Origin of the sequence: Mesorhizobium huakuii (assembly GCF_014189455.1) — a bacterium.
In the GTDB taxonomy this organism is placed as follows: Bacteria; Pseudomonadota; Alphaproteobacteria; order Rhizobiales; family Rhizobiaceae; genus Mesorhizobium; species Mesorhizobium huakuii_A.
Map to the genome: position 1 here is coordinate 535,191 of NZ_CP050296.1, position 25,439 is coordinate 560,629.

Genomic DNA, 25,439 nt, shown 5'->3' on the forward strand with positions numbered 1-25,439 from the left:
GGGCTTTGGCTCACCGCGCCCCATGCCTCGCCAGCGCATGCTCGATCAGCACGTCGATGACTTGGCTGTAACCGATGCCTATCGCCGCCAGCGCCTTGGCGTACATGGAAATGTCGGTGAAGCCGGGCAGCGTGTTGACCTCGTTGACCAGCAGGGAACCGTCGGCGCGCAGGAAGAAGTCGACGCGCGCCATGGCCTCGCAGCCGAGCGCCCGGAAAGCCTGCGCGGCCATCTCCGCCGTCCTGGCAACGACATCCGCCGGGACATCGGCGGGCACTTTGACCAGCGCGCCGTCGGCGTCGAGATATTTCGCCTCATAGGTGTAGAAGCCGTGCTTGCCGGCCGGGATGATCTCGCCGGGCAGCGAGACCGTCAGCGAACCATCGGCCCGCTCCAGCACCGAGCACTCGATCTCGCGGCCTTCGACGAACTCCTCGATCAGCGCCTTGCTGTCAAAGCGCAAAGCCGTTTCGACGGCCTGCTCGAAACCATCCCTATCATTCACCTTGCTCACGCCGAAGGACGAGCCCTGGCGCGCCGGCTTGGCGAAGAAAGGCAGCCCAAGCACCCCGGCAATCTCCTGGAACGAACCGACATTGCCTCGATGCACGGTGACGGAGCGGGCGACCGTAAGCCCCGCCTCACGCAGCAGTCGCTTGGCGACGTCCTTGTCCATGGCGGCGGCGGAAGCCAGGATGCCGCAGCCGACATAGGCGACATCGGCGACCTCGGCATAGCCTTGCACCGAACCGTCCTCGCCGAACGGCCCGTGCAGGACGGGGAAGATGACGTCGACAGGGTCAGGCTGCGTTGCACGGTTCGACACCGCCACCAGCCGGCCCTTGCCGCCGGGCAGCAGGGCGACCTCCGTGCCATCCTCCGACACCGAAGCCGCTGCCCCATCGCCGCCAACCTCGGACGACGGTTGCAGCAGCCATCTGCCGTCCCTGGTAATGGCGATCGGCACCACCTCGTAGCGCGTCCGGTCGATCGCCTTCAGCACATTGGCCGCCGACAGCCGCGACACGTCATGCTCGGCCGAGCGCCCGCCATAGAGGATGGCGACCCTGATCCTATCCTTCATTGAAAAGTCTTCCCAGTCATCGAAACCCCTCGAAATCAAATGGTGACGGCAATGCCGCGATTGGCAAAGAAACGATCGAAATCGGCTGGCGCCAACACTGCGTTGGCCTGTGTGGCGCGGGTATGGCCGGACGGGTTGTGAAAGCGAAAACCCTCATCCGACGCCGCGGTGACCAGCACCAGATGGCCACCCTTCGACGGCGGTTCGCGCTCTGGCCAGCGGATCGAACTGCTGACCGAAGCCATGAAGAAGCGCGATCGGCCAAGGATCGCCGGGATGTCCGATGTCGCGACATTGGTCATCACCTGCGCTTCCAGGCCGAATTCCGCCTGCACGAAGGTGACGAAGGGCGCGTAGATCAGCCCCTTGATCGAGCCTTCATTGACGACATAGCCGCCATATCCCGTACAGCGTCTCGCCAGTTGGATCGTCGGCACGATCTCGCCGCGCGTCGCCAGGATCATTTTCAGGCACGCCATGCCGCAGACGTTGGCGGCCCAGACCGCATATTCGTCGAGGCTCTCCGCGCCTGAACCCTGCCACAACGGATCGCGCCTGAGCGCGGCCTCGGCGCCATCGGCGAGCACGGCCAGCGTCATGTCGGGCGTTTCCCACTGGCTGAAAAACGGCACGGCTTCAGGCAACGGGCTCATACGGGTTCTCGGATTGCTCGCATCAATCTCGTATACGAGAATACGAGATTGATGAAAAGCCGTTTAAAGCCTGTCGAAGTTCAATGTGTTGCGCCCCGCCTACTCAGCCTTCGTCCAGCCGAAGACCAGCCAGGCGTATTTCGACTTTTCGTCGGGCTCGGCGGTGTAGGTCATCTGGATGTCGCCGTCCTTGGCGTAGATATCGAGCCGGGGCGCCGTGTCGAGCTTGAGCCACAGCGAGCTCTTGCTGAAGGACCAGGTTCCGCACCAGACACAGGCCCCCGACGCCGGGTCACCCGGCTGATGGAAATTGTAGCGGCCGTCCGCCGTGATCTCGAGATAGTCGAACGCGCCGTAAAACGCGGTCACCGTCTGCTGGAACTCGGTGGCGGTAGCCTCCTGTTCGTGCGTCGGCGCATCGGTCATGTCGCGCGGCGGCCGGATGGCTGAGCCACTGAGCGTCCATTTGCCGAAAAAGTCCTTCTCGGTCGGAAGATATTCCTCCTGAGCCCGTGCCGACGAAATATAAGCAACAGATGATATATTAGGCAGACCCGTGGCCCCGACCGCAAGTAGAAGCGCGGCCGCACAGATCGCCCTGGTCGGGTTTTGCATAAAAACTATTCCTCGACGGTAGGGTAATGGATGTCAGTTCGGGAGTTTTATTGAGCAATTTTTTGACGCGCGTTGCCTCGATGCCGATTCCCGCCGTCATTTGCACGGTTAGCATTGGGGCCACCAATCTGGCAACGCAAAGCACCATCCCCCACAAGTCCGGCCGCCGGAGTCTCACCTTGCAAACGAAAGCCCGCCGGGAGGGGGTTCCGGCGGGCTTTTTGGAAAGCTGATTTCCAGCTTTCACATGTCTGACGGGGGATCAGACGTGGTGACAACTTTTATTGACCGCGGAGGTTCCACCCGAAACAAAAGAATGCCAGCGGCTCGTTCAATTCCACGGAATTCAAACGGTAACAGCGATTTCTTTTCGCGGGACCACGTCCCACTGGAACCTTCCACTGCCGGCCGAGTTTTGTGGCGCGGTCGGGAGGACTTGAATTGGACAGTTTTCAGAGGCTCGAAGCGCTTCTCGATAGCGCCGGCGGCGATGGCATCGACGAAGCGAACGCCTTGCTGCGCCGGTTCGAGGGCAAATCGCAGGAAGTGACTGCAGCCATCGACGACTTCATGCTCGACTTCAAGACCTTGGTCTTCGTCGTCGAGGCCGGCGAGGAGGAGTTCGAGAAACCGGTCCGCCAGCTGGCGCGCGCCAGGCTTTCCAGGCTCCGGCAACTGGTGAACGTACCGGCATAGGAAACCTTCGGCAGCGGCTCCATCACGCCGACCGATACGCCCAGCATGGCGGACGTTGACCCCCGGCCGTGAACCCCGCCTTTCAGTGACCTTACCGAATTGTATGGACCGCCCGATTGTCAAACCGTCGGATCGGGATGATGCTCGGCGGAGCCTGTCAGCCGCGCGGTACGCTGCCATGAAGGATCGACAGATGCGCATCGAGGTCAGGGGCAAGCGCTTGCGCATGGACCGCCGGCAAGTCCTGCTCGGCATCGCTGGCACGCTGCTGGCCAGGCCCGCCATGGCCAATGTGCCTGAACCCTATGATCCCGACGCCATGCCGCCGATGGACAGCCGCGCCGGCTTCATCGACTGGATGAAGAAGAACCGGGGCGAGGATGCCGGCTTCCTCGGCCAGCGCTGGGACCGCTTCCAGGCCCTGCTCGCCCACAAGGATGTCTGGGACCAGCGCGACAAGCGCGCCTATCTGATGACGCCGCGCGAGGAGTTCGTCACCAAGGCCAATCTCGGCCGCGCCTATGAATGGCACTATCTCGATATCGGCTATGGCGTGACGATCACCGGTCCGCACAGCGTCGCGCGCATGACCAATTCGCTGGAGATAAAACCCGGCGACAAGGTGCTGGAGATCGGCACCGGCTCGGGCTACCAGTCGGCCTATCTGTCGAACCTCACCGACAAGGTGTTCTCGATCGAGATCATCAAGCCGCTGGCGGCAAGGACGCGCGCGCTCTACGACGCGCTGATCGCCAGGGGCTATTCCGAGTACAAGGCGATCGCCACCCGCAACGCCGACGGCTATTATGGCTGGCAGGAGGAGGCGCCGTTCGACAAGATCATCGTCACCTGCGGCATCGACCACATCCCGCCGCCGCTGCTGCAGCAGCTGAAGCCGAACGGCATGATGGTCATCCCGGTCGGCCCGCCCGGCGCCCAGCATGTGCTGAAAGTCACCAAGCATCAGGAAGCGGACGGAACGTTCCAGGTCACGCGCGCCGACATCTACAATGGCGGCACGCTGTCCTTCGTGCCCTTCACCAAGCTCGAAGGCGAAGCCATCAAGGGCACGCACAACGGCCCCTGAACCTCTACCCTCTCTGGGGGTGGCGGGACTTATCCCTTCAACAGGGCAGCCAGCCTCGGAATCCCCTCGCTCACCGCGCGCCGATCAGCCAGCGTGAAGGACAGCCGCAGCGTGTTGCGTCCGGTGCCGTCGGCGTAAAAAGCATTGCCGGGCACGAAGGCGACGCGCGCCTCTTTCACCGAGCGTGCCAGGAGTTCGGTGGCGTCGGCCCCTTCCGGCAGCGTCGCCCAGACGAACATGCCGCCTTCCGGGCGGCTCCAGGTCACGCCCTCAGGCATATTGGCTTCGAGCGCGCCAAGCAGGCCGTCGCGGCGCTCGCGATAGGCGCCGATCAGCTTGTCGACCTGGCCGTCGAACACGGATTCGGCGACGCGATGCATCACCAGCTGGTTGATCGACGGGCTGTGCAGGTCGGACGCCTGCTTCATCAGCACCAGTTTTTCCACCACATGGCGCGGCGCGCAGACCCAGCCGACGCGCATGCCCGGCGACAGGATCTTCGAGAACGAGCCGCAATAGAGCGTACGCGCCTTGTCGATGCCGCCGGAGCGCGCGCAGTCGAGCGCCAGGATCGGCGGCACGCCTTCGCCGTCATAGCGCAGCGCCCGATAGGCGGCGTCCTCGATGACGGCGATGTCGAGTTCGCCGGCAAGATCGAGCACCGCCTCGCGCTGTTGTTTGCCCAGCGTGTTGCCGGTCGGGTTGGCGAAGTCGGGCACCAGATAGGCGAACTTGACCTTGCCGCCATTCGCGGCTGCCGCCGCGCGATAGGCATCGGGCGTCATGTTGCCGCCCTCGGGGCGCAGCCGGTCATAGCGCGGCTCATAGGCGTTGAACGCCTGCAGCGCGCCGAGATAGGTCGGCCATGTCACCAGCGCGGTGTCATTGGGCGACAGGAACAGTTTGCCCAGATAATCCAGCGCCTGCTGCGAGCCGGAGGTGATGAAGATGTTGGCCTCGTCGCAGGCGACGCCGAGCTTGCCCATCTGCCCGGCGATCCAACGGCGCAGCGGCAGATAGCCTTCCGACACCTGGTACTGCAGGGCAGCTCCCGCCTCCGCGCCGCCCAGCACCTCGGCATAGGCATCGCGGATCGCATCGGCCGGAAACAGCGCCGGATCGGGGATACCGCCGGCAAACGAGATGATGTCCGGCTGGTCGAGCAGCTTCAAAAGCTCGCGGATTTCGGAGGCTTTCATGCGCGACGAGCGCGAAGCCAAGAGGTTCAAAAGGGTCAAGTCACGCCTCCCCGGACGATTTTCATATAGGTCAATGTAGCTGACCTATATCCGCTTTGTCAGGCAATTTGAATAGTGCCTGAAGCTCTTGCGGTATACGCCAGTCGCTGCGGGGGCGGAACGCCTACAGTGCTTTCTTGTAGCCAAGATGGCTGCCGGTGAAGCCGAGGCTGTCATAGAAGCGGTGCGCGTCCGCCCGCCCCTTGTCGGTGGTAAGCTGGACGAGACTGCAGCCGCGCGCCCGGCACTGATCGATCGCCCATTGGAACATCAGCCGGCCGATGCCGCCCGAGCGCCGATGGCCGGCGACCCGCACCGCCTCGATCTGCCCGCGCCAGGCGCCCTTGCGCGACAGCCCGGCGAGGAAGGTGATCTGCAACGTACCGATCACCTCGCCGCCATCCACGGCCACCGCCAGCAGCTGGTTGGGATCGGCATCGATGGCGTCGAAGGCATCGACATAGCCCTGCGCCAGCGGCAAGGAGGCATCCTCGCGGGCAGCACCCAGCGGATCGTCGGCGAGCATCGCGACGATGGCCGGCAGGTCGGAGGCTTGCGCCTTGCGGAAGGTGATCATGGTGCCGGGATAGCGCGCGGCGGTGGTGGCGGCAATGCGGTATCGAGACGACAGCCTTTGGACGCCAAGCCGATGGCGGTAAACCGGCGAAAGTAGGCGCCGCCCCTCATCTGCCTGCCGGCATCCTCTCCCCGTAAACGGGGCGAGGGACGCTCTTGTCACCGATTTCGCCAATCGCCAACGTTGCGGAAAAGGCGCCGGCGTTACGGCCAGCCCCTTTCGCCCCGTTTACGGGGAGAAATGTCCGGCAGGACAATGAGGGGCGGCGCCGACCTCGCAAGCATGGCGCCCTCCATGCAGGCCTGCGTCCAGCGCCGGATCAGTTCCTCGCCCTCGACACAGCCGACCAGCTTCGGCCATTGTTCAACGCAATCGGTCGCGTGCCTGCATCAGCGCAAACCCCAGCAGGTTGTCGCCCCGCCACAAAAGCGGGTTCGCGGCTTTCTTGTCGTCGGCGGCCAGCCCGATGCCCCACACACGGTCCATCGGGCTCGCCTCGACCAGAACCTGCTCACCGGTCGACAGCAGATATGTGCGCAGGGCGGCGTTCTGCCGGAATTTCTCGAAACTCCCCTCGCCTACGATGCGCCGCTTTTCGGCGTCCCATCTGGCTTCGTCGAAACCGCGCACCTGCCGGCCGAACTGCTTTGCCTGCTTCGGGCTTCCCGCCTGCAGGATCTGCGCGGCCGTCTCGTCATCGCCGAACAGCCGCGCCTTCTCGGCCATCATCCAATGTTCCGCTGTTGGATAGCTCCGCCCCGCCATTGTAAAGGGCGCCTGCCACCACTGGCTGAAACAGGACGCGGTGATGCTGCCGTCCTTGGAGGGCTGATGTCCCCAGAAGAACAGGAACTTGAGCCGGGATTTTGCCCGGAAGGCGTCTTCGAGTGCGGAACGATCGTAAATCATGGGTGCGACAGAACAGAGCCGGCGGGTGACTTGTCAATACAGATCGCTATGGTCCGCATTGCTCTCGTCATGGCACTACCGGTATCAGTACGACCTCACGAACAACGGCCTGCAATTATGAGCCAATCAGCCCGGATCGAAATCGAAGGCACCTCCCTGGAGGACCTGCGCACCATGCCACATGCAGACCAGGACGCACTTCTGGCCTTCGGTCGGCCTATCTCGTTCACCATGGGCAGCGCCACCGTGCTCGCCGAATTCAACCGGCGCGACGGCACGCTGCTGGTCAACCTTGCCCATATCGACGGTGGCGGCGAAGGCGTTCTGCTCGTCCTTTGGAAGCATACCCGCGCCTTTGCCATCGAACGACAGTTCAGCACAGTCCGCTGGAATGTGCATGCCGCCACATGCGCCAAGCCCAATCCGCGTCTGCAACGTTTCCTTCGCACCCATGAGTTCGCCGAGATCGACGATCCGGATTACGGCCGCATCTTCGTGCGAACCCAGCGGCTTTGATCGCTAAACTTCGCCCTCATACACCCTCTGCGCCTGCATCAACGCCGCATCCAGCCTCTCGCCCTCTGCATAACCATCCAAATTCCCCGGCCGCTCGATGCCGGGCAAGATCCTTGGACACGGCTCGGCCGCGCCAATCACTGTCCGCACTGGGATGACTCCGGCCCACACCGGGTGGCCATAATCTTCCTCATCGTCGGCGACGCCCTTGGCGCGCACCTTGGCCGATGCCTCTTCGATGCGCATGCCGATCACCGTCGTCGCCTTGGCTTCCTGCGCCGAGATCGGCCGCAAGGTTTCGCTGCGGCCGGGGTAGAAGCGGTCGACGACGCCGGCCAGCGCCTTCATCTTGTCTTCCGGCTCGTCGATAATCCGCGCGGTGCCAAAACACATTGCCGAGCGGTAGTTGGCGGAATGGTTGAAGCCGGTGCGCGCCAGCACCAGCCCATCGAGATGCGACACGGTGAGACAGGCCGGCGTGCCGCCGCGCAGCTGGCGCAGGATGCGGCTGGCCGACGAGCCGTGCCAGTAGAGCATGTCGCCCTCGCGCCAATGGATGGTCGGCGTGCAATAGGGCTGGCCGTCGAACGTGTAGGCGACGTGGCACAGCAGCCCGGCATCCAGCACCGCGAAGACGGCCTCGTGGTCATAGCTGCCGCGCTCATGCAGGCGCTTGACCCGGTTGCGGCTGGTGGTCGGAAAGCTGGCGGCGACGTCGTTCACGGCTTGCATCCTCAATTGTTGTCTGGCAACCATGCGCCATGACATTGGTCGACAAAAGGACCAATCCAATGGATAAAAATCAGACCAATATGCCGGATTGGTCGGCGCTGATCCCGGTTCTGCCGGGCGACGGCCCGCGCAGCCGCGAGCTTTATGCGGCACTGCGGCGGCTGATCGAGACCGGCGCGCTGCCCGCCGGCGCCAAATTTCCGACCACCCGCGATCTTGCCCGGCGTTTCGGCCTGTCGCGCTCGGCTGCGGTCGCCTGTTTCGAAATGCTGATCTCGGAAGGCTTTGCAACAGCCAAGGTCGGCGCCGGCACCTTCGTCGCGCCCAATGTGCCGCATCTGCCGGTGACGCTGATGAAGCCGCGCCCGCCGGAGATCGATGTTGCCACGTCGCTGCCTTGCGGTCTCGGCGTCGCGGTGTCCGACCCGCGCACGCTTGATGTGTTCCGCATCCTTCTGTCGCGCCACCTCGCCCGCCCCGCGCCTGAGCATTTCCGCTATGGCGATCCGCGCGGCGGCCTGCCGCTGCGCACCGCGATTGCCACGTATCTCAGGACAGCCCGCGGCGTACGCTGCGACGCCGGCCAGATCGTGCTGACTTCGGGGACACAGCAAGGGCTCGATCTGCTGGCACGCGCGGCGCTGCGTCCCAGCGACGCCGTGTGGATCGAAAACCCTTGTTACCTCATGGCGCACGCCGTGCTGGCCGGCAGCGGCGCCAGGATCATTGGCGTACCGGTCGATGCCGAAGGGCTCGATCCCGAAATCGGCGAAAGCCTTTGCCCGAACGCACGCGCGGCCTATGTCACGCCCTCGCACCAATATCCGCTCGGCGTGACGATGACGATGCGCCGTCGCCTTGCCCTGCTCGACTGGGCGCGGCGAAACGAGGCCTGGATCATCGAGGACGATTACGACAGCGAGTTCCGCTATGCCGGCCCGCCGCTGACCTCGCTGCAAGGCATGGATGGCGCGAACCGCGTCGCCTATCTCGGCACCTTCTCCAAAGTGCTCTTCCCCGGCCTGCGCATCGGCTATGTCGTGGTGCCGGAGCCGCTGCTCGATGCCGTGATGGCGGTCCGCGCACGCTCCGACCGCTACCCCTCGACACTGGCCGAAGGCGCCCTGACCGATCTCTTGAACGAAGGCCATTTCGCCGCCCATCTCAGACGCGTGCGACGTCGTGTGCAAGCCGCGCGCGACGTGCTGGTGGCCGGCCTCGAAGCGCATTGCGGCGATAGGCTCGACGTGACGGTCCCCGAACAGGGGCTGCATCTGATGGCCATGCTGAAGGGCGGCGGGCTGGACACGGCAATTGTCGAAGCGGCAAAAGCGGTGGGCGTCGGCGCCCGGGCCTTGTCCGCCATGTTTGTCGAGGGGGCGCCGAAGCATGGGCTGGTGCTGGGCTTTTCCGGGTTTTCGGATGCGGAATTGATGGGGGCGACGGTTCGGCTGGGCGGGTGCTTCGGCATTGAGTGACAATGGGCGAGCACAGTGCTGCCCCTCATCCGCCTGCCGGCACCTTCTCCCCGTATAGTGACGGGGAGAAGAATGCTGTCGCAAGCCTCGGCGCCTCTTCTGCGACGCTGACAATTGGCGAAATCTGCGATGACAGCCCCTTTCTCCCCGTCACTATACGGGGAGAAAATGCCCGGCAGGGCAATGAGGGGCAGCGCAAACGGTCGAAGCCAGGCTCCTGGAACGCCCTCAATCCGCATCACCGGCAGGTTTCGCCTTGCCGCATTGCGCCAGCACCTTGCCGATAGCCCCGCTCGAGCCCTTCAGCGGAAAACTGTTCGCGCCATATTTGGCCGCGCTGACCGACACATCCCCCTTCGAACGTAACAAATCCAGCAGCGGATCGGCTTTCGCCAAATCCACCGTGAAATAACCGTACATTTCCTCGAGCTGCAGCGTCTTGGTCACCGTCTTGCCGTCGGCCTTGAAGTCGAACGCGCCGCTGATGCCCGGTTCCAGCTGCTGGCCGCTCGCACCGAGATCGTAGCTCAGCACCGGCTTGTCGAAACAGGCCAGCATCAGATGCGCGTCGCCCTTCGGTCCGCCGCAGACCGAAGCGGTCAGCACGCTGCCGCCCTCGTCTTCCTCCATCTTGGCGCTCCAGCCGCCGCAGGACGCGGCAAAGGCCGGCTGCGTGGCCTGCAATGCGGCCACGGCACCGGCGATGACGAGATAGCGAACGCTCATGACTTCCCCTCCGACAATTGCAGCACCCGTCGGCAGCATATAGGAAAAGCGATCCCGTGACATTGGCCGTTGCGGCAAGGTCGTGTGGTCCGGGTTGGAGAGAGCGGTGTTGAGAGCCTGCGTTCGTCTGTGCGTTTTGATGGCGGCACTGGTCACCTTGCCTGTGGCTGCCCAGGCGCAGTGGAAGCCGGTCGAGAAGGTCGAGACCTACGCCATTTCGGGTCAGTCCGGGCTGGAGCTCTACCGGTCGATCGGCGAGAACGGGCCGAATGTCGGCATTACCCGCGCCATCGCCTACACCAACTTCAAGCTGACCTGGGGGGTCAGGGACTACAAGCCTAGGGGCAAGGATTGCGTGCTAACGGCGGGGAATCCGAAACTGATCATCACCTACACCTTGCCAAGTCCTTCCGCGCCGCTGCCGCCGGCCGTCCAGAAGAACTGGGAGGTGTTCATCGCCGGCGTCAGCGCCCATGAGAAGGTGCATGGCGCCAGCATGATAAAAATGGTGCACGACATCGAAGCCGCGACAGACGGGCTGACCGTCGCCGACGATCCCAAATGCAGCAAGACCAGGGCCGAGGTGGTCCGTCGGCTCGACGCGATCTCGAAGGCGAGGATACAGGCCAGCCGCGATTTCGACCGCGTCGAGTTCGGCCAGGGGGGCAATCTGCAAAAACTCATTCTTGCCCTCGTGAATGGCGGCTGAGCGCCTTCAGGCCTCGGACGCCAGACCCTCGAGTAGCGCAAGACCTTCCGGCCAATCGCCCTGGCCGCTATCGGCATTGATGTGGCCGAACGGCCCGATGACGACCAGGCGGCTGCCCCATTGCGTCGCCCGCGCCTGCGCATACTCCGCCGAGCCATAGGGGTCGTCGGTGCTGGTCACCACCAGCGAGGCAAAGCGCAACCGACCCTCGGGAATTCCGGCGAAAGCCATGCCATATCCGGGAAAGACCGCCGACGCCGGATCGGGAACGGCGACCAGCAAAGCCGCCTTGACCGGCCTTTGCGAAATCTTCTGCCAGTGCGCGATCAGCAGGCAGGACAGGCTGTGCGCGACCAGCACCGGCGGCTCCGGCGCCGCGATCACGGCAGCCTCCAGCGCCGCCAGCCAGTCGGTGAAATCGGGCAGGTCCCAGCTTGACGGCTGGAAGCGCCGCATCGCCGGATTGGCGCTTTCCCAGCGCGATTGCCAATGCGCCGGACCAGAACCGCCGCTCCCCGGCAGGATGATGAAATGCGTCATGTCGCCTTGCTCCTATCGATTGATGGGGCATGGTGGCGTCTTGCACTGGCATCGAGAATGGGAAACGATCGGAAAAATCACGTCCTTGCCGATGGATTCAAGGTGACCATGAAGACCAGCGATGAGCGCACGCCGCTCGACCCGACCGACATAGCCATCATCGAGGCCATGCAGGAGAACGGCCGCATCGGCATATCCGAGCTTGGCCGGCGGGTCGGCCTGTCGCAGCCGGCCACCTCCGAGCGGGTCAAGCGGCTGGAGGAGCGCGGCATCATTGCCGGCTACACCGCGGTGATCGATCCCGCAGCCCTTGGCCTCGGCATGATGGCGATCATCCGCGTGCGCACCACGCATGAGCACATCCGCCCCTGCCTGAAGCAGTTCGCCGAAATGCCCGAGATTTCCGAGGTGCACCGGCTGACCGGCGAGGACTGCTTCATCCTGAAAGTGGTCGTGCCCTCGCCCGCCCACCTTGAAACCATCGTCGACGCCGTGGCGCGCCATGGCGCGGTCACCACGGCGCTGGTGCTGCGCAGCGAGACGCCGAAGCCGATCGGCCGCGACCTGATCCGCAGATCAGGCGGTTAGATGGTTTGAGACGTTTACCCAGCACGTACCCCACCTCACCCCTCCCAACACGGAAGAGAGGAAGGGCGGCGGGGTTGGCGAACGCGCGCCTTTCCTCTCCCCCGTCGATCGGGGAGAGGTGGCTCGGCGAAGCCCAGACGGAGTGGGGGGTCGACCTGGCTCGGCCGCTGTTATTTCAAGCCGGGGCGATATCTCGCTGTGACTGAGGCCTGGGTGTCAGCGGCAGCGCGTTTGAGAGATGGCTTCCCCCACTCCGTCGCTGCTTAGCAGCGCCACCTCTCCCCCCTCCGGAGGGAGAGGAAAGGTGCCAAGACCGGCGAACCAGCGCAGCCTACCGGCTCAGATCAAGCGCCGCACTCAGATCCCCCATCGGCGGCTCGCCATTGGCGGCCAGCGCCTTGTCGCGGGCGACTATGCCCGAGAGTACCGGAAGGTCGTAGCGCGCGGTGATGAAGCGCAGGATCGAGGTCGTGTCATATTGGGTGTGGTCGACCGTACCCATTTTCGCATAGGGCGAGATGATGAAGGTCGGGATGCGGTTGCCCGGACCCCAGCGGTCGGCCTTGGGCGGCGCGACGTGGTCCCAGTAGCCGCCATTCTCGTCATAGGTGACGACCACCAGCATGTGGCTCCATTGCGGGCTCTTCTCCAGATGTGCGACGAGGTCGGCCAGATGCTGGTCGCCCGATGTCACGTCGGCATAGCCTGAGTGCTCGTTGAGATTGCCTTGCGGCTTGTAGAAGCTGACAGAAGGCAGTTTGCCGTCGTCGATCGCCTTGATGAATTCGGCGCCGTCCAGTCCGCCATCCCTGAGGTGCTCGGTCCGCGCGGCAGTGCCCGGCGCATAGGCCGCGAAATAGTTGAACGGCTGGTGGTGGAACTGGAAGTTCGGCACCGGTGTCGCGTTCTTGCCGTCGAGCGCGGCCTGCCAGGCGCCGGCATACCAGGCCCAGTCGATCCCCTTCAGCGACATGAGGTCGCCGATGGTGATGTCGTGCTGCGGCGGCAGCGTCGTCGGCTGCGTCGGATCGGCCAGCGCCTTGTCGCCGCCCTCGACCGGCTTGTTGGCGCTCGGCTGGTACGGCGGCTGCATGGTGTTGACGGCGTGGAAGTCGGGCGTGATGGCGCCGTCATTGACGAATTTCGGCGCACCGCCAAGTGCCGAGGCCGGCGAATTGTCGGCGACTTTCAGCGTCTTGCCATCGGCCTCGACGACGGCGATCTGCGCCTTCACGGGGCTGGTGTCGGCATGCGGATAGACCGGCGCGCAGGCGCAGGCGAGCATGATGTGATTGAGGAAGGAGCCGCCAAAGGCACCTTGGAAGAAATTATCGGCGAGAACGTACTTCTTCGCCACCGCCCACATCGGCAAGCCGGAGCCGTCATAATGGCCCATCACCAGGCCGCCGGAATCGGCCCAGGCGGCAAACTTGTCATTTTTCCCGCCATCGATCTGCATCTGCTCCTGGTAGAAGCGATGCCAGAGGTCGCGCGTGATGACGGAGGTCTTCTCGTTGAAGCCGCTGGCGTCGTCGATGGCGAAGCTGGCATTGGCAAGATGCGCCGACTGTGCCTCGGTCACCACGGGCGTCACCCCCTTGGCGGTCAGCCCGCCCCAGGCCGGCGGCAGTTCGGCAAGCGGCTTGCCGTCGCGGTCGAGTTGGCGCGCCTGATCGGCCGAGACGTTGGCCAGCCCATTGGCGCCGGGGAAGCCGCCATAGAGATTGTCGAAGCTGCGGTTCTCGGCATAGATGACGACGACGGTGTCGATCTTGTCGTAGCCGGGAGGGGCGGCGTTGGCAGCGGTGACGACCGATACCAAGGCCGTGCTGGCCAGGAAAAGCGAAGTGAGAAGCCGCGTCATGAAAATCCTCATGGCTAAGGGGATGGCTGGAGGCGTCGTGCATGGCGGGGAGCAACGGGCCATGTCCGAAAACGGTAAGTCGATGCCTTGTAACCTTTGTGACATTTGGCGTTCCGGCGAACACGCTTTCGTGAGGGGCCGGACCAGTCATCAATCCGTTGCAGTGGGCACCTAATGCCAAAAAAACGGACTGAATTCATGACGACAGGACGAGGCAGACGCCTGATGGTCGCGGCCGCCGCCGCATCGTTGTTCGCTTTCGCCATCACTTTGCCGGCGACCTTCGTCCGCGCCGGAACCGGCACCGTCCACCCCGGCCCCCTGTCGCGCGCGATGCCTTCGCCCGAGCGCAGACGCTGACCGCCCTCGGCCGAAAAATGTTCTTCGACCCGGCGCTTTCGGCTTCCGGCAAGCAGGCCTGCTCGTCCTGCCATGATCCGCATCACGCCTTCGGTCCGGCCTCGGCAGCACCGGTCGAAATGGGTGGCCCGAACCTCGACCGGCCGGGCGTGCGCGCCGTGCCGTCGCTGCGCTATCTCCAGGCGGCGCCCGCCTTCACCGAGCATTTCTACGATTCCGAGGACGAGGGCGACGAGAGCGTCGACAATGGCCCGACCGGCGGCCTGACCTGGGACGGCCGCGCCGACCACGGCAAGGACCAGGCGAAAATCCCCCTGCTCTCGCCCTTCGAGATGGCCAACAAGGACGAGGCCGCCGTCACCGCCGCCTTGCGCAAAGCGACCTATGCCGGCGAGTTCAAGGCAATCTTCGGCGATGACGCGTTCGACCACCCCGGCGATGCCTTCGACGCCGCCGCCGAGGCGCTCGGCACGTTCGAGCAGAGCGCGTCTGATTTCTACCCCTATTCCAGCCGCTACGACGCCTTCCTCGCCGGCAAGGCTGAGCTCACGGCGCAGGAACTGCGCGGCCGCGCGCTGTTCGAGGACGAGACCAAGGGCAATTGCGCCAGCTGCCATCTCAGCGAACCCGCCAATGACGGCGAGCCGCCGCAATTCACCGATTTCGGCCTGATCGCCATCGCCGTGCCGCGCAACGCGGCAATTCCCGCCAATGCCGATCCCGCCTATGTCGATCTCGGCCTGTGCGGCCCGCTGCGCACCGATTTCAAGGGCCGGACCGAGTATTGCGGCCTGTTCAAGACGCCGACCCTGCGCAACGTCGCGCTGCGCAAAAGCTTCTTCCACAACGGCACCTTCCACACGCTGCGCGACGCGGTCGCCTTCTACGCCAGCCGCGACACTGATCCCGGCCATTGGTACCCCAAGAATGCCGACGGCACGGTCAGGCAATATGACGACCTGCCAAAGGCTTACTGGGGAAACTTGAATCAGGATCCGCCCTTCAACGGCAAAAAGCCCGGCGGCAGGCCGGCGCTGAACGATGCCGAGATCGACGACATCGTCGCCTTTCTGGGCACGCTTACCGACGCCGACCAGCAGGCGGTGCCAGCGAACTGAGCCCCTCGCGCCTTGCTCGGTCCCGGCCTGCCCGCCCGCGAAAAGAAGGTGTCTCGTTTCTGCCGGATCTGATGCGCGCCAGCACGCGGGAGTCGTAAAGAAAAGACCTATTCCATTAGCGCTTCCTAAACCGCCTTGCGGTATCCCTTGCCACTCGAGGGTGGACGCAGATGAACGCATTCAGGCGAGCGGCCGGATTTGTTGTGATCCTGTTGACCGGCGCGGCGACGCTGGCGGCCTTGCATATCGATGCCCAGCGAAACTTCGCGCTGGCCAAGGAACGCTATCTCGAGAATTCCCAGGCATCTTCCAGAGCAACGGCCAAGACCGTCGAAGACGCCTTGCGGGCCGTCTATGAAAATGTCCGGACCTTGACCTATCTGCCCAGCGTCCAAAACCTCGACCGGCATGGCACAAATCTGGGCGACGAAGGCCGCGCGACAATCCAGCAGATCTACAACAACCTCGCCAACAACGTCTCCATTTCCGAGGTTTACTTCCTGCCGCTGGATTTCGACCCGGACCGCTTCGATGCGGTGACCGGCAAGCTCGAGGAGCCGATCCTCCAATTCGACCAGCTGATCGTGAATGCCAAGGCGAGATCCCAGGCCGCCGCGGACGCGAAGCCCGGAAAGTTGGATCAAAATGCCCTGGTCCGCCCCCCGGAGGAGATCGAGACCTATGAATACCACGAACTGGCCAAACAGCTCGCCTGGCTGAAGACGAACTATCCGAATTCGAGCGCCATTGACGGACTCAACGTACCGATCATCGGCACCAAGGAGCTCATCACCTGCGACAACACTGATTTCATCCATACCGGCAATGACGCTGATCGCTCAGGCTTCATCCTTTCGGTGCCGGTCTTCGGCGGGGATGGCAGCCTGCGCGGCTCCGTCTCGGCGATCATGCTTACCTCGGCGCTGCGCAAACTGTTGCCGAGCAACGACTATGTCATCGTCAATTCAGGCTACGGTTTCGAATCCGACCAGCACAAGATGTCGACGGCGCTGGCGGCGGACTCCCGTGCCTTCACGGCGGCCGACCCCAATCTGATCTATTCCGAAGTCATCCCGCTCTCGCTCAACGATCCCAGGAGCGCATGGCGTCTCTGGGCCGGTTTTCCCAACAGCCGGTTCGACAGCAATCTGGACGTCCAGTCCGTGCGTCAATTCGAACTGGCCGGTTATGCGGCGGTCGCGGTGGTCACGCTGCTGGCGCTGGCCTGCTGGTATGCGATCGGGCGGACGATGACGATGCAGGTCGAGGCTGCCGAGACCCTGGAGCGGCGGGTCGAGGAGCGCACCGCCGAGATCCAGCACCTGGCCACGCATGACATTCTCACCGGCCTGCCCAACCGGGGCCTCTTGGCCGAAACGATGGACGAGGCATTGAGAAGCCTCAGGGACTGCGAGAAGCTGGCCGTCCATTGCGTCGATCTCGATCGTTTCAAACCGGTCAACGACACGCTCGGCCATCCGATCGGCGACGAGCTACTCGGGGCGGTGGCGAAGCGGTTGAAACACCATGCCGGCGAAACCGCCATGGTGGCGAGAATTGGCGGGGACGAGTTCGTCATCCTTCAGCTTCTGCTCGACGGCAACGACGAGGCCGGCGTGCTGGCAAGCCGCGTCATTCATGCCCTGTCCGACGAATTCTCCATCCAGGGTCACAAGATCAACATCGGCGGCAGCATCGGCATCGCCGTCTTCCCCGACGACGGGCAAAATTCGGAAACCCTTATCCGCAACGCCGACCTTGCTCTGTACAAGGCCAAGATGGAAGGCCGCGGAACCTGCAGGTCGTTCGAGCCGGGAATGGACGCGAGACTGCAGGAGCGGCGCCAACTCGAATCCGAACTGGCGCTCGGCGTGAAAAAAGAACAGTTCGTCCTGCATTATCAACCGCTGCACGACGCAAAGACCTCGCAGCTCACCGGCTTCGAAGCGCTGGTGCGATGGAACCATCCGCGCCTCGGCCTGCTGCCGCCGGCGGAATTCATCCAATTGGCCGAGGAGACGGGCGTCATCGACCCGCTTGGTGAGTGGATCATGCGGCGTGCCTGCGCCGACGCCGTGAAATGGCCCCTGCCCGTCAAGGTCGCCGTCAATCTCTCGCCGGCCCAGTTCAAACAGCAGGGGCTGCCGCTCCAGGTTGCAGCGGCGCTTGCGGCTTCAGGCCTGTTGCCGTCACGGCTCGAGCTGGAGATCACCGAGTCGGTGCTGCTGGCGAACAACGAAAACACGCTAAACACGCTGCACAGCCTGCGCGACCTCGGTATCTCCATAGCCATGGACGATTTCGGCACCGGCTATTCTTCGCTGAGCTATCTCAGGTCGTTCCCGTTCAACCGCATCAAGATCGACCGCAGCTTCGTCAGCCTGATGTGCGAGAGCAGCGAAAGCCGGGCAATCGTCAAGGCCGTCGCCGAACTCGGCACCACGCTCGGCATGACGACGACCGCCGAAGGCGTCGAGACCGAGGACCAGTACAGGCTGGTCAAGGAGAATGGCTGCACGGATGTCCAGGGCTGGTATTTTGGCCGTCCAATGCCGGTCTCCGAGCTTCATGCGCTTTTCGAACAGCCGGAAGCCCTGACCGCGTAATCTGTCAGCTCCGCCAGGCCGCCAGATCGGTCAGGATCCGCGCCTTCAGCGCCGGGTCGGCGTAGCTCGCCTGCACCGATGTCGCGGCGAGTTGGCGGATGGTTTCGCCGTCCCAGGCGAAAGTTTCGGCGCAAGCGGCGTAGGATGCCTCAAGCGTGGTGTCGAGCAGCGACGGGTCGTCGGTGTTGATCGAAACCGGGACACCGGCCTTGCGCAAGGCATCGAGCGGATGTTGGGCAAGCGAGGGATAGACGCCGAGCGCCAGATTGGAGACTGGGCAGATGCCGAGCGGAATCTGCCTTTGCGCCAGCAAGTCGACGAGATCCGGATCCTCGATCGCCCGCACGCCGTGGTCGATGCGGTCGGCGCCCAGCAGTTCGATGGCGTCGCGGACACCTTCCGGGCCGCTCGACTCGCCGGCATGAACGGTGCGCCGCAAACCCGCCGCGCCGGCCCGGCGAAACGCCTCGGCGAAGCGCGGGCCGGTGCGGCCGGCAGCCGCTTCGTTTCCGTCGATCGACAGGGCGACGACACGCCTGTGCCTGATGTCGCTCAGCAACTCCACCAGCTCGATTGATTCCGCCGCCGACTGGGTGCGAAGCAGGCTGACGCAAAGCCCGACCGGCGGGTGCCCATCCTGTTCGGCGGCCGCAAAACCCGCATCGAACGCGTCGATCATGCCCGGAATGTTCTTGTGCCAATGCGGCCAGTGCGTCGGGTTGACGATGACGTCGGCGTAGCGCACGCCGCTGCGGCCCATGCGCTGCGCAAACTTGTAGGCGGTCGTGGCGAGCTGCTCGCGCGTGCGAAAAGTTCCGCACAGCCAGTCGAGCATTTCGAGGAAGCTCTTGAGGTCATGGGCTTCGAACAGCCTGTCGCGCGGCGCGCGCAGCGGAATGCCGGCTTCCTCGCAATTCCGGATCACATCGTCGGCCTCGAAGCAGCCCTCGATATGGATGTGCACTTCGGCTTTCGGCAGTCCGATGAAGTCGGTCACTGACGCCTCCCCTCTTGGCCGGCGCCATCAAACCATGAAACGGCCGCGGCCGGTTTCAAGAAATGATTGAAAGAACTGCGCGCGGGCCGCGAGAACAATCGCCTCAGAGATGCTGCCAGATCACCTTCAGCGGCGAACCCATGGCTTGCTCAATCGTCCGCAAGTGCTCGCTGGCCAGCGATGCCACGCCGGGATTGACCACGGTCAGCGCGCAGACCCCGAACGCCGCCGGCCAGACATACAGCAAATCATTCAGCGACGAGGCCTTGTGGCAGCACGGCGTGGTGACCGAAAGGTCTTCGAAGCGTGACGCCGCGCCCGGTCCATCGCTTCGCCCCACCAATCCTCCAGATCGCTGCCGCAGAATGGGCAATGGACACTTTCCGTGTTTGCTCCGGCGTCGAAGAACGTCACGCCTTCCTCGTATTCGACGGCGACATGCTCGGCCAGCGGGAACAAACCGCTGGCAATCTTCATGGCTGCCGCGGCAGCCGGCGCATCGGGGTGCCAGTGCGGATCGTAGGGCACAAGACGCAGAAAATTGTCGGACATTGCCGCTCCTCCCGGTCGACGCCTCACAATGCCCTGATAACACCCCCATCCACGCGGATGTTCTGGCCGGTGATGTAGCCTGCGCCCTCCGAAGCCAGGAAAGCAATCGTCGCGGCGATCTCCTCCATCGTGCCATAGCGCTGCATCGGCACGTTGTCGCGGCGCTCTTCGGTGGCCGGCAGGCTGTCGATCCAGCCTGGCAGCACATTGTTCATGCGCACATTGTCGGCGGCGTAAGTGTTGGCGAAGATCTTGGTGTAGGCGGTCAATCCGGCGCGGAACACAGCCGATGTCGGGAACATCACGTTCGGTTCGGCCACCCAGGCAGTCGAGATGTTGATGATGGCGCCGCCCTTCTGCTTGACCATTTGCGGCGCGACAATGCGCACCGGCCGGATGACGTTCATCAGATAGACGTCCATGCCGGTGTGCCACTGCTCGTCCGTGATCTCCAGGATCGGCGCGCGCGGGCCGTGGCCGCCGCTGTTGACCAGCACGTCGATGCGGCCATAGCGCTCCAGTGTCAGGTCGGCCAGCCGCTGCAGATCGTCATTCGACTGGTTGGAGCCGGTGACGCCGAGCCCGCCCAACTCCTTGGCCAGCGCCTCGCCCTTGCCTGAGGACGACAGGATGGCGACCTTGAACCCGTCCGCCGCCAGGCGCTTCGCCGCCGCCGCCCCCATGCCGCTGCCACCGGCGACGACAACAGCCACTTTTTCTACACTCATTGGATTTTCCTTTTCGGGTTGCGGGCACCGCAAGCGGTGATATCGGGATTTGAGCGCTGATATAGCTGGTTTTACCGCTCGGTTCGAACCAGAATGCCTGAAATCAACCAGTAGAAAAACTCCTGCATGCCCGAAGCCTTCCTTAGCCTGCCTCCGCTGAACGCGTTGCGCGCCTTCGAGGCCTCGGCGCGCCATCTCAACTTCCGCATCGCTGCGGAGGAACTGAACGTCACCCAGGGCGCGGTGGCCCAGCACATTCGCGGCTTGGAGACCCATCTCGGCACGAAACTGTTCGAGCGGCTGCCGCGCGGCCTGGCGTTGACCGATCAGGGCCGCGCCTATGTACCCAACATCCGCCGCGCCTTCGACCTGATCTCGGAGGCAACCTTGCTGCTGCGTCCCGAGCCGGCGCGGCTGACGATCAGCGTGACGCCGAGCTTCGCCACCAAATGGCTGATCCCAAGGCTGCAGGATTTCATGGCCGACAATCCGCTGGTCGACCTGCGCGTGCTGGCCAGCGAAAGCCTGTCGAGTTTCCAGGCCGACGGCGTCGACATTGCGGTACGGCAGGGCCGCCCGCCCTTCGGCGCCGGCCTGATCGTCGACCTGGTGTTTCCCCAGCAGATCGTCGCCATCTGCAGCCCGGCCCTGCTGCCGGCCGGCACGATCGAAATCCCGGCGGCCGAAATCCAGCATCACGTCCTGCTGCACGACGCGCACAATCTGTGGCCGGAATTCATGGAAAAGGCGGTCGGCCTGAAGATGACGGCTGAGCTCAAACGCATGCGCTTCAACCAGACCAGCCTCGCCATAGACGCCGCCATCGCCGGCCAGGGCATAGCGCTGGCCAGCCGCTTCCTCGTCGCCGCAGATCTCGCCGCCGGCCGGCTGGTCCGGCCGGTCAGCGGTGAAATGCGCGGCACGCAGGATTTTTATGTGGTGATGCCAAGAAAGCAGCGCCATCCCGAGCCGACGCAAGCCGTGCGGCAATGGCTGCTGGATGCCGCAGATGGACAGCCGGTCTAGATCGGCAGCAACGCGTCCGGCTTCACATTGGCTATCGAGGCGTAAGTATGCGTTTCCCTGACGCCGGGCAGCGGCAGGATCACCCGCTGCAGGAAATCCTGGAACATCGCCATGTCGGCGATGCGCGCCTTGACCAGATAATCGAAGCCGCCCACCACCATGTGGCATTCGATGATCTCGGGCGCCCGTAGAACCGCCTCGGCGAAGCGGTCGAAGACATGCGGCGCCGTATGATCGAGCCGCACTTCGATGAAGACCAGTTGTGCCTGCCCGATCCGGGCCGGGTCGAGAACGGCCCGCACCGCCCGGATGAAGCCTTCGGAAAACAGCCGCTTGATGCGCTGCGCCGCCCCGGTCGGCGACAGGCCGACGCGGCGGGCCAGATCGAGCGTCGTGCGGCGGCCATCCTCCTGCAGCAAGCGCAACAGCGAGCGATCGATACGGTCGAGATCGTCCATTCTGGATTCACACTTTCTGACCACAGGTTGCGTGATTATCACGCTAAAATCGTGAAAACAGCATATTTCATCACGCTGTCGAGTGGCAATACCGTTGGCGGGCAACGCAACCCGACCAAGGCAAATCCCATGACATCAGCCATACCGACCTCCCGCAATGCCCTCACCAAGGGCGACACAGCCGTGCTCATCCTGAGCGAGGCCGAGGTGAAAACCTGCATCGACCCGCGCCAGCTTCTCGACGTGCTGGCAGAGGGCTTCAAGGCATTGTCCGGCGGCAAGATCGTCAATCCGGCGCGGCCGCAGCTCGACATTCCGCGGGCCGGCTATTCGCTGGCGATGCCGGCCTGGACGGCGGGCATGCATCTGACCGTGAAGATCGTCAACGTCTTCGAAGGCAACATCGCCCGGGCCATCCCCAGCCATCTCGCCACCATCCATCTGTTCGACCCGGAAACAGGCATGCCGGTCTGCGTCATGGACGGCACCTACATCACCGCCGTGCGCACCTCCGGCTCGGCCGTGCTCTCGGTACGGGAACTCGCCCGCCGCGACGCCAGGGTCGCGACGGTGGTCGGCGCCGGCGTGCAGGCCGGCCAGCACTTGCATCTTCTGCCGCTGGTGCGGGACTTCACCGAAATCCGCGTCGTCTCGAAGGAGTTCGCGGACGCGCAGGCACTGGCAGCGCGGCATCCGGGCGTCGTCGCCGTCAGCGACATCGAGGCCGCGGTGCGCTCGTCGGACGTCGTGTGCCTGGCAACGCATTCCTACCAGCCGGTGATTTCGGCCGAATGGGTGCGGCCCGGCACGCATGTCTCGTCGGCCGGCGTCGCGCCGCCCGGCGGCGAATTGCCGGTCGAGCTTGTTCGCCGCGCCAGCCTGTTCGTCGAGACCAGGGACGCCTTCGCGCCTACTCCGGTCGGCTCTTGCGAACTCGATGGCTTCGATCCGCAAACCGGAACCGAGCTTGGCGAAATGCTGCTTGGGCTGCGGCCGGGAAGGACCGGCGCCGGCCAGGTCACCGCCTACAAGGCCATGGGTGTTGCCATGGAGGACCTGGTGGCGGCGGATCTTGCTTATCGCGAGGCAGTTCAGCGAGGATTGGGACGGGTTGTGGCCTTGTAGAGGATGCGCAAGCGACCGAGGCAAGGTCGCGCCGTTTGACTGGATACGAAATCATTTTTACGACTGACGGATGCAGTCGAATCCTCCCAAAAAAATTGTCGTCATCGGTGGTGGCATTGCCGGCCTGTCGCTGGCTGCCGCCATCCGGGATTGGGCTGAAGTCACCGTCATCGAGCGCGAGCCGCATCTTGGCTATCATGCCAGTGGCCGCTCCGCCGCTTTGTTCACCGAGACCTACGGCAACCGGCTGGTGCGCGCGCTGACGCTGGCCAGCCGGCAGCAAATAGTCGAGGGCGGTTTCGTCGCCCATCGGCGCGGCGCGCTGCATGTCGGCTGGAAAGGCGACAGCACCACGATCGACAAGCTGGCGGATGAATTGCAGGCGCTGGTGCCCAGCGTGCGGCGCCTGTCGGCGGCCGAGCTTCACGCGCTGGTTCCCGCCATTGCCGCTGAAGCCACTTGCGGCGGCGTCTATGAGCCGGACGCGGTGGATGTCGATACGGGCAAGATGCTGGCGGCCAGCGCCTCGGCGCTGAAGGCCGGCGGCGGCTTGATCCGCACCGGCGAGGAAGTGCGCACCATCTCGCCCGACGGCGGCGGCCTGCGGGTGGAAACGAGCGCCGGTGTCTACGCGGCCGACATCGTCGTCAACGCCGCCGGCGCCTGGGTCGATGTCGTCGCTGGCCTGGCCGGGCTCCCCGGCCTCGGCTTCCAGCCGAAACGCCGCACCGCCTTCCTGTTCGACCCGCCTTTAGGCACCGTCATCGCCAGTTGGCCACTGGTGGTCGATTTGCACGAACAGTTCTACTTCAAGCCCGACGCCGGCAGGCTGATCGGCTCGCTCGCCGACGAGACCGACACCGAACCTTGCGACGCGTATCCGGAAGACATCGATGTCGCCATCGCCGTCGACCGCATCGAGCAGGCGACGTCGATGCGCATCGGCCGTCCCTCGACGCCATGGGCGGGCCTGCGCACCTTCGCGCCCGACCGCGCGCCCGTCGCCGGCTTCGACCCCCGCCTGCCCGGCTTCTTCTGGCTTGGCGGCCAGGGCGGTTATGGTTTCCAGGTATCGCTGACCTTGGCCAGGCTGAGCGCGGCGCTGATGCGAGGCGAGCCCTTGCCGGAAGATGTGACGGCCCTCGGCGTCACCGCCGCGGCGCTGGCGCCCGACCGTTTCCCTGGTCCCGTCGACGACACCATGAAACCTTCACTGCCGCTACTGCTCAGCCTCAATGGCGGCTATGTCGACACGGCCGGCTTCCTGGCGCTGCAGGGCCTGTTCACCGCGCATGTGACGGGAAATTTCGTCACGCTCGGCGCCTCGCTGGTGCTCGGCATTTCGGGCGTGCTGGCGAAGCTGCTGGCGCTGCCGGTGTTCTGCATCGTCGTCATCCTGACCCGGCTGGCCGGCGAGCATCTGCGCCGGCGCGGACATCAGGCGCTCGGGGTTCTGCTCTCGACCAAACTGGCGCTGCTCGTCATCGGGGCCGCCCTGGCGATCCGCTTTGGCCCTTTTGCCAGCGGCGACAGCGCGGCCGCGATCGTCACCGGCATGGTGCTGGTCGCCGCGATGGCGATCCAGAACGCGGTGCATCGGGTCCATCTGGCGGCAGCACCGCCCTCGACATTGATGACCGGCACCACCACCCAGATCATGATCGACCTCGCCGACCTGGTCAGCGGCACAGCACTGGAGGCCCGCCCGCCGCTCATTGCCCGCCTGCGGCGCATGGCGGCGGCGGTCGCCGTCTTCGCCGCCGGCTGCGCGGCCGCCGCGCTCGGCTATGCCTACGCGAATGTCTGGTGCTTCGTCGTCCCGCCGGTGATCGCGCTCGCCGCGCTGCTGCTGCGGCTTGCGGGGCCGGATGGGGAAGCCAGCTAGACAGCCCTCAAACTTCGTCCGTCCAGATCAGGCGCAGCAGGCGCAGCAGCGTTGCCCGCTCTTTTTTCGTCAGCCGTTGCAGAAACCTGTCCTCGTGCCGGCGAACCTGTCGCCGCCAGCCCGGCATCGCCTGCCTGACCGCCGGCGTCAGGGCCAGCACCCGCACGCGCCTATCATCGGCATGGTCGTCGCGCTCGACCAATCCGCGCTCTTCCAGCTCTGCAAGCAAAGGCGCCATGTTGGCGCTTTTCATGCCGAGAAGACGGCACAGTTCAGCGGCGCGGATGCCTGGCCGCTCGTCGATCAGCGCCAGCATGCCGTAGGTGACCGGGCGCAGGCCCGCATCGGTCAGCTCGACCGCGAAATCATTGAGCGCGACAGCCGAGGCGCGCTTGAGATTGTAGCCGATCTGCGCATCGAGCGCGTCGTCGGACATCATTTCTGGCCCGGTGTGAATCTGGGTTTCGTCCATGCCGCAACCGATCGCCGCGATGCCGCCTCTTGTCAAGCGAAAAAGACTATGCGACATAGCAATCACGATAGCTATGATGCATAGCAATATTCGTCAAAGC

26 protein-coding genes and 2 pseudogenes are annotated in these 25,439 nt (G+C 64.4%); 12 read left to right on the plus strand and 16 right to left on the minus strand.

The window, feature by feature from the left end; translation table 11 throughout:
- Window positions 1-10 precede the first annotated feature (10 nt).
- From HB778_RS02625 to HB778_RS02635, 3 genes are all read right to left on the minus strand, one after another.
- A complete protein-coding gene (locus HB778_RS02625; RefSeq protein ID WP_183461250.1) occupies window positions 11-1,084 on the minus strand; it encodes a D-alanine--D-alanine ligase family protein in 1,074 nt (357 codons plus the stop codon).
- Between the two features lie 35 nt (window positions 1,085-1,119).
- Window positions 1,120-1,737, minus strand: coding sequence for a C39 family peptidase (locus HB778_RS02630; protein ID WP_183461252.1), 618 nt, complete (start codon window positions 1,735-1,737; stop codon window positions 1,120-1,122).
- 99 nt (window positions 1,738-1,836) lie between these two features.
- A complete protein-coding gene (locus HB778_RS02635) occupies window positions 1,837-2,352 on the minus strand; it encodes a hypothetical protein (protein ID WP_183461254.1) in 516 nt (171 codons plus the stop codon).
- Between the two features lie 441 nt (window positions 2,353-2,793).
- Here HB778_RS02635 and HB778_RS02640 point away from each other — a divergent pair, with 441 nt between their 5' ends.
- Both HB778_RS02640 and HB778_RS02645 read left to right on the plus strand, forming a co-directional pair.
- Complete coding sequence (locus tag HB778_RS02640; RefSeq protein ID WP_244661778.1) at window positions 2,794-3,048, plus strand: hypothetical protein; 255 nt, start codon at window positions 2,794-2,796, stop codon at window positions 3,046-3,048.
- A gap of 178 nt (window positions 3,049-3,226) precedes the next feature.
- Complete coding sequence (locus tag HB778_RS02645; RefSeq protein ID WP_244661779.1) at window positions 3,227-4,135, plus strand: protein-L-isoaspartate O-methyltransferase family protein; 909 nt, start codon at window positions 3,227-3,229, stop codon at window positions 4,133-4,135.
- A gap of 29 nt (window positions 4,136-4,164) precedes the next feature.
- Here HB778_RS02645 and HB778_RS02650 read toward each other — a convergent pair whose 3' ends face one another.
- The 3 genes from HB778_RS02650 to HB778_RS02660 form a co-directional block, all read right to left on the minus strand.
- On the minus strand, window positions 4,165-5,334 hold the full coding sequence (locus HB778_RS02650; protein ID WP_183464968.1) for a PLP-dependent aminotransferase family protein: 1,170 nt from the start codon (window positions 5,332-5,334) through the stop codon (window positions 4,165-4,167).
- A gap of 163 nt (window positions 5,335-5,497) precedes the next feature.
- Window positions 5,498-5,950, minus strand: a complete 453-nt coding sequence (locus HB778_RS02655; RefSeq protein WP_183464969.1) for a GNAT family N-acetyltransferase — start codon at window positions 5,948-5,950, stop codon at window positions 5,498-5,500.
- 363 nt (window positions 5,951-6,313) lie between these two features.
- Window positions 6,314-6,859 (minus strand): NADAR family protein, encoded by a 546-nt coding sequence (locus HB778_RS02660; protein WP_183461257.1) that lies wholly within the window; start codon window positions 6,857-6,859, stop codon window positions 6,314-6,316.
- On the opposite strand from HB778_RS02660, the gene HB778_RS02665 reads away from it, so the two are divergent.
- A complete protein-coding gene (locus tag HB778_RS02665; RefSeq protein ID WP_183465332.1) occupies window positions 6,782-7,375 on the plus strand; it encodes a hypothetical protein in 594 nt (197 codons plus the stop codon). The genes HB778_RS02660 and HB778_RS02665 overlap by 78 nt on opposite strands.
- A gap of 3 nt (window positions 7,376-7,378) precedes the next feature.
- On the opposite strand, the gene HB778_RS02670 is transcribed toward HB778_RS02665, so the two are convergent.
- A complete protein-coding gene (locus HB778_RS02670) occupies window positions 7,379-8,131 on the minus strand; it encodes a pyridoxamine 5'-phosphate oxidase family protein (protein WP_183461259.1) in 753 nt (250 codons plus the stop codon).
- Window positions 8,132-8,166: 35 nt separating this feature from the next.
- Between HB778_RS02670 and HB778_RS02675 the strand changes: the two genes are divergently transcribed.
- Entirely contained in the window at window positions 8,167-9,585 is a 1,419-nt protein-coding gene (locus HB778_RS02675) for a PLP-dependent aminotransferase family protein (protein ID WP_244661780.1), read from the plus strand.
- A gap of 228 nt (window positions 9,586-9,813) precedes the next feature.
- Here the strand turns inward: HB778_RS02675 and HB778_RS02680 are convergent, their stop codons facing one another.
- Window positions 9,814-10,311 (minus strand): hypothetical protein, encoded by a 498-nt coding sequence (locus HB778_RS02680; RefSeq protein ID WP_244661781.1) that lies wholly within the window; start codon window positions 10,309-10,311, stop codon window positions 9,814-9,816.
- A gap of 139 nt (window positions 10,312-10,450) precedes the next feature.
- Here HB778_RS02680 and HB778_RS02685 point away from each other — a divergent pair, with 139 nt between their 5' ends.
- Window positions 10,451-11,020, plus strand: a complete 570-nt coding sequence (locus tag HB778_RS02685; protein WP_183464971.1) for a DUF922 domain-containing Zn-dependent protease — start codon at window positions 10,451-10,453, stop codon at window positions 11,018-11,020.
- A 6-nt stretch (window positions 11,021-11,026) separates the two neighbouring features.
- Here HB778_RS02685 and HB778_RS02690 read toward each other — a convergent pair whose 3' ends face one another.
- A complete protein-coding gene (locus tag HB778_RS02690) occupies window positions 11,027-11,560 on the minus strand; it encodes an RBBP9/YdeN family alpha/beta hydrolase (RefSeq protein WP_183461263.1) in 534 nt (177 codons plus the stop codon).
- A gap of 108 nt (window positions 11,561-11,668) precedes the next feature.
- Here HB778_RS02690 and HB778_RS02695 point away from each other — a divergent pair, with 108 nt between their 5' ends.
- The gene (locus HB778_RS02695; RefSeq protein WP_183461265.1) at window positions 11,669-12,148 is read left to right on the plus strand and encodes an Lrp/AsnC family transcriptional regulator; all 480 of its coding nucleotides are present in this window, start codon (window positions 11,669-11,671) and stop codon (window positions 12,146-12,148) included.
- A gap of 331 nt (window positions 12,149-12,479) precedes the next feature.
- On the opposite strand, the gene HB778_RS02700 is transcribed toward HB778_RS02695, so the two are convergent.
- Window positions 12,480-14,012, minus strand: coding sequence for an acid phosphatase (locus HB778_RS02700; protein ID WP_432421231.1), 1,533 nt, complete (start codon window positions 14,010-14,012; stop codon window positions 12,480-12,482).
- Between the two features lie 198 nt (window positions 14,013-14,210).
- On the opposite strand from HB778_RS02700, the pseudogene HB778_RS02705 reads away from it, so the two are divergent.
- Together HB778_RS02705 and HB778_RS02710 are read left to right on the plus strand one after the other, a co-directional pair.
- Window positions 14,211-15,490: pseudogene (locus tag HB778_RS02705) on the plus strand (cytochrome-c peroxidase).
- A gap of 170 nt (window positions 15,491-15,660) precedes the next feature.
- Complete coding sequence (locus HB778_RS02710; protein ID WP_183461267.1) at window positions 15,661-18,096, plus strand: putative bifunctional diguanylate cyclase/phosphodiesterase; 2,436 nt, start codon at window positions 15,661-15,663, stop codon at window positions 18,094-18,096.
- A 4-nt stretch (window positions 18,097-18,100) separates the two neighbouring features.
- On the opposite strand, the gene add is transcribed toward HB778_RS02710, so the two are convergent.
- The 4 genes from add to HB778_RS02730 all read right to left on the minus strand — a co-directional run bounded on the left by add (window position 18,101) and on the right by HB778_RS02730 (window position 20,373).
- Window positions 18,101-19,093, minus strand: coding sequence for an adenosine deaminase (gene add, locus HB778_RS02715; RefSeq protein WP_183461269.1), 993 nt, complete (start codon window positions 19,091-19,093; stop codon window positions 18,101-18,103).
- 103 nt (window positions 19,094-19,196) lie between these two features.
- Window positions 19,197-19,340, minus strand: coding sequence for a hypothetical protein (locus HB778_RS02720; RefSeq protein ID WP_183461271.1), 144 nt, complete (start codon window positions 19,338-19,340; stop codon window positions 19,197-19,199).
- A 5-nt stretch (window positions 19,341-19,345) separates the two neighbouring features.
- Complete coding sequence (locus HB778_RS02725) at window positions 19,346-19,645, minus strand: hypothetical protein (protein WP_183461273.1); 300 nt, start codon at window positions 19,643-19,645, stop codon at window positions 19,346-19,348.
- Window positions 19,646-19,668: 23 nt separating this feature from the next.
- On the minus strand, window positions 19,669-20,373 hold the full coding sequence (locus HB778_RS02730; protein WP_183461275.1) for an SDR family oxidoreductase: 705 nt from the start codon (window positions 20,371-20,373) through the stop codon (window positions 19,669-19,671).
- A gap of 126 nt (window positions 20,374-20,499) precedes the next feature.
- Between HB778_RS02730 and gcvA the strand changes: the two genes are divergently transcribed.
- The gene (gcvA, locus tag HB778_RS02735) at window positions 20,500-21,399 is read left to right on the plus strand and encodes a transcriptional regulator GcvA (protein WP_183461277.1); all 900 of its coding nucleotides are present in this window, start codon (window positions 20,500-20,502) and stop codon (window positions 21,397-21,399) included.
- Here the strand turns inward: gcvA and HB778_RS02740 are convergent.
- The gene (locus HB778_RS02740; RefSeq protein ID WP_183461279.1) at window positions 21,396-21,857 is read right to left on the minus strand and encodes an Lrp/AsnC ligand binding domain-containing protein; all 462 of its coding nucleotides are present in this window, start codon (window positions 21,855-21,857) and stop codon (window positions 21,396-21,398) included. The genes gcvA and HB778_RS02740 overlap by 4 nt on opposite strands.
- 51 nt (window positions 21,858-21,908) lie before the next feature.
- Between HB778_RS02740 and HB778_RS02745 the strand changes: the two genes are divergently transcribed.
- The 3 genes and pseudogenes from HB778_RS02745 to HB778_RS02755 all read left to right on the plus strand — a co-directional run bounded on the left by HB778_RS02745 (window position 21,909) and on the right by HB778_RS02755 (window position 24,867).
- Window positions 21,909-22,982, plus strand: a complete 1,074-nt coding sequence (locus HB778_RS02745; protein WP_244661782.1) for an ornithine cyclodeaminase family protein — start codon at window positions 21,909-21,911, stop codon at window positions 22,980-22,982.
- A gap of 70 nt (window positions 22,983-23,052) precedes the next feature.
- A pseudogene (locus tag HB778_RS02750) lies at window positions 23,053-24,027 on the plus strand (NAD(P)/FAD-dependent oxidoreductase); the annotation flags it as partial.
- A gap of 156 nt (window positions 24,028-24,183) precedes the next feature.
- Window positions 24,184-24,867, plus strand: coding sequence for a YoaK family protein (locus tag HB778_RS02755; protein WP_183464974.1), 684 nt, complete (start codon window positions 24,184-24,186; stop codon window positions 24,865-24,867).
- 7 nt (window positions 24,868-24,874) lie between these two features.
- Here the strand turns inward: HB778_RS02755 and HB778_RS02760 are convergent, their stop codons facing one another.
- Window positions 24,875-25,339, minus strand: coding sequence for a MarR family winged helix-turn-helix transcriptional regulator (locus HB778_RS02760; protein ID WP_183461281.1), 465 nt, complete (start codon window positions 25,337-25,339; stop codon window positions 24,875-24,877).
- Window positions 25,340-25,439 lie beyond the last annotated feature (100 nt).

What these genes read in the sequence shown, in the direction of transcription:
- HB778_RS02625 (WP_183461250.1), bottom strand. Translation starts at nt 1,084, where the DNA reads ATGAAGGATAGGATCAGGGTCGCCATCCTCTATGGCGGGCGCTCGGCC.
- HB778_RS02630 (WP_183461252.1), bottom strand. Translation starts at nt 1,737, where the DNA reads ATGAGCCCGTTGCCTGAAGCCGTGCCGTTTTTCAGCCAGTGGGAAACG.
- HB778_RS02635 (WP_183461254.1), bottom strand. Translation starts at nt 2,352, where the DNA reads ATGCAAAACCCGACCAGGGCGATCTGTGCGGCCGCGCTTCTACTTGCG.
- HB778_RS02645 (WP_244661779.1), top strand. Translation starts at nt 3,227, where the DNA reads ATGAAGGATCGACAGATGCGCATCGAGGTCAGGGGCAAGCGCTTGCGC.
- HB778_RS02650 (WP_183464968.1), bottom strand. Translation starts at nt 5,334, where the DNA reads ATGAAAGCCTCCGAAATCCGCGAGCTTTTGAAGCTGCTCGACCAGCCG.
- HB778_RS02655 (WP_183464969.1), bottom strand. Translation starts at nt 5,950, where the DNA reads ATGATCACCTTCCGCAAGGCGCAAGCCTCCGACCTGCCGGCCATCGTC.
- HB778_RS02665 (WP_183465332.1), top strand. Translation starts at nt 6,782, where the DNA reads ATGTCCCCAGAAGAACAGGAACTTGAGCCGGGATTTTGCCCGGAAGGC.
- HB778_RS02660 (WP_183461257.1), bottom strand. Translation starts at nt 6,859, where the DNA reads ATGATTTACGATCGTTCCGCACTCGAAGACGCCTTCCGGGCAAAATCC.
- HB778_RS02670 (WP_183461259.1), bottom strand. Translation starts at nt 8,131, where the DNA reads ATGGTTGCCAGACAACAATTGAGGATGCAAGCCGTGAACGACGTCGCC.
- HB778_RS02675 (WP_244661780.1), top strand. Translation starts at nt 8,167, where the DNA reads ATGGATAAAAATCAGACCAATATGCCGGATTGGTCGGCGCTGATCCCG.
- HB778_RS02680 (WP_244661781.1), bottom strand. Translation starts at nt 10,311, where the DNA reads ATGAGCGTTCGCTATCTCGTCATCGCCGGTGCCGTGGCCGCATTGCAG.
- HB778_RS02685 (WP_183464971.1), top strand. Translation starts at nt 10,451, where the DNA reads ATGGCGGCACTGGTCACCTTGCCTGTGGCTGCCCAGGCGCAGTGGAAG.
- HB778_RS02690 (WP_183461263.1), bottom strand. Translation starts at nt 11,560, where the DNA reads ATGACGCATTTCATCATCCTGCCGGGGAGCGGCGGTTCTGGTCCGGCG.
- HB778_RS02695 (WP_183461265.1), top strand. Translation starts at nt 11,669, where the DNA reads ATGAAGACCAGCGATGAGCGCACGCCGCTCGACCCGACCGACATAGCC.
- HB778_RS02700 (WP_432421231.1), bottom strand. Translation starts at nt 14,012, where the DNA reads ATGACGCGGCTTCTCACTTCGCTTTTCCTGGCCAGCACGGCCTTGGTA.
- HB778_RS02710 (WP_183461267.1), top strand. Translation starts at nt 15,661, where the DNA reads ATGAACGCATTCAGGCGAGCGGCCGGATTTGTTGTGATCCTGTTGACC.
- HB778_RS02725 (WP_183461273.1), bottom strand. Translation starts at nt 19,645, where the DNA reads ATGTCCGACAATTTTCTGCGTCTTGTGCCCTACGATCCGCACTGGCAC.
- HB778_RS02730 (WP_183461275.1), bottom strand. Translation starts at nt 20,373, where the DNA reads ATGAGTGTAGAAAAAGTGGCTGTTGTCGTCGCCGGTGGCAGCGGCATG.
- gcvA (WP_183461277.1), top strand. Translation starts at nt 20,500, where the DNA reads ATGCCCGAAGCCTTCCTTAGCCTGCCTCCGCTGAACGCGTTGCGCGCC.
- HB778_RS02740 (WP_183461279.1), bottom strand. Translation starts at nt 21,857, where the DNA reads ATGGACGATCTCGACCGTATCGATCGCTCGCTGTTGCGCTTGCTGCAG.
- HB778_RS02755 (WP_183464974.1), top strand. Translation starts at nt 24,184, where the DNA reads ATGAAACCTTCACTGCCGCTACTGCTCAGCCTCAATGGCGGCTATGTC.
- HB778_RS02760 (WP_183461281.1), bottom strand. Translation starts at nt 25,339, where the DNA reads ATGGACGAAACCCAGATTCACACCGGGCCAGAAATGATGTCCGACGAC.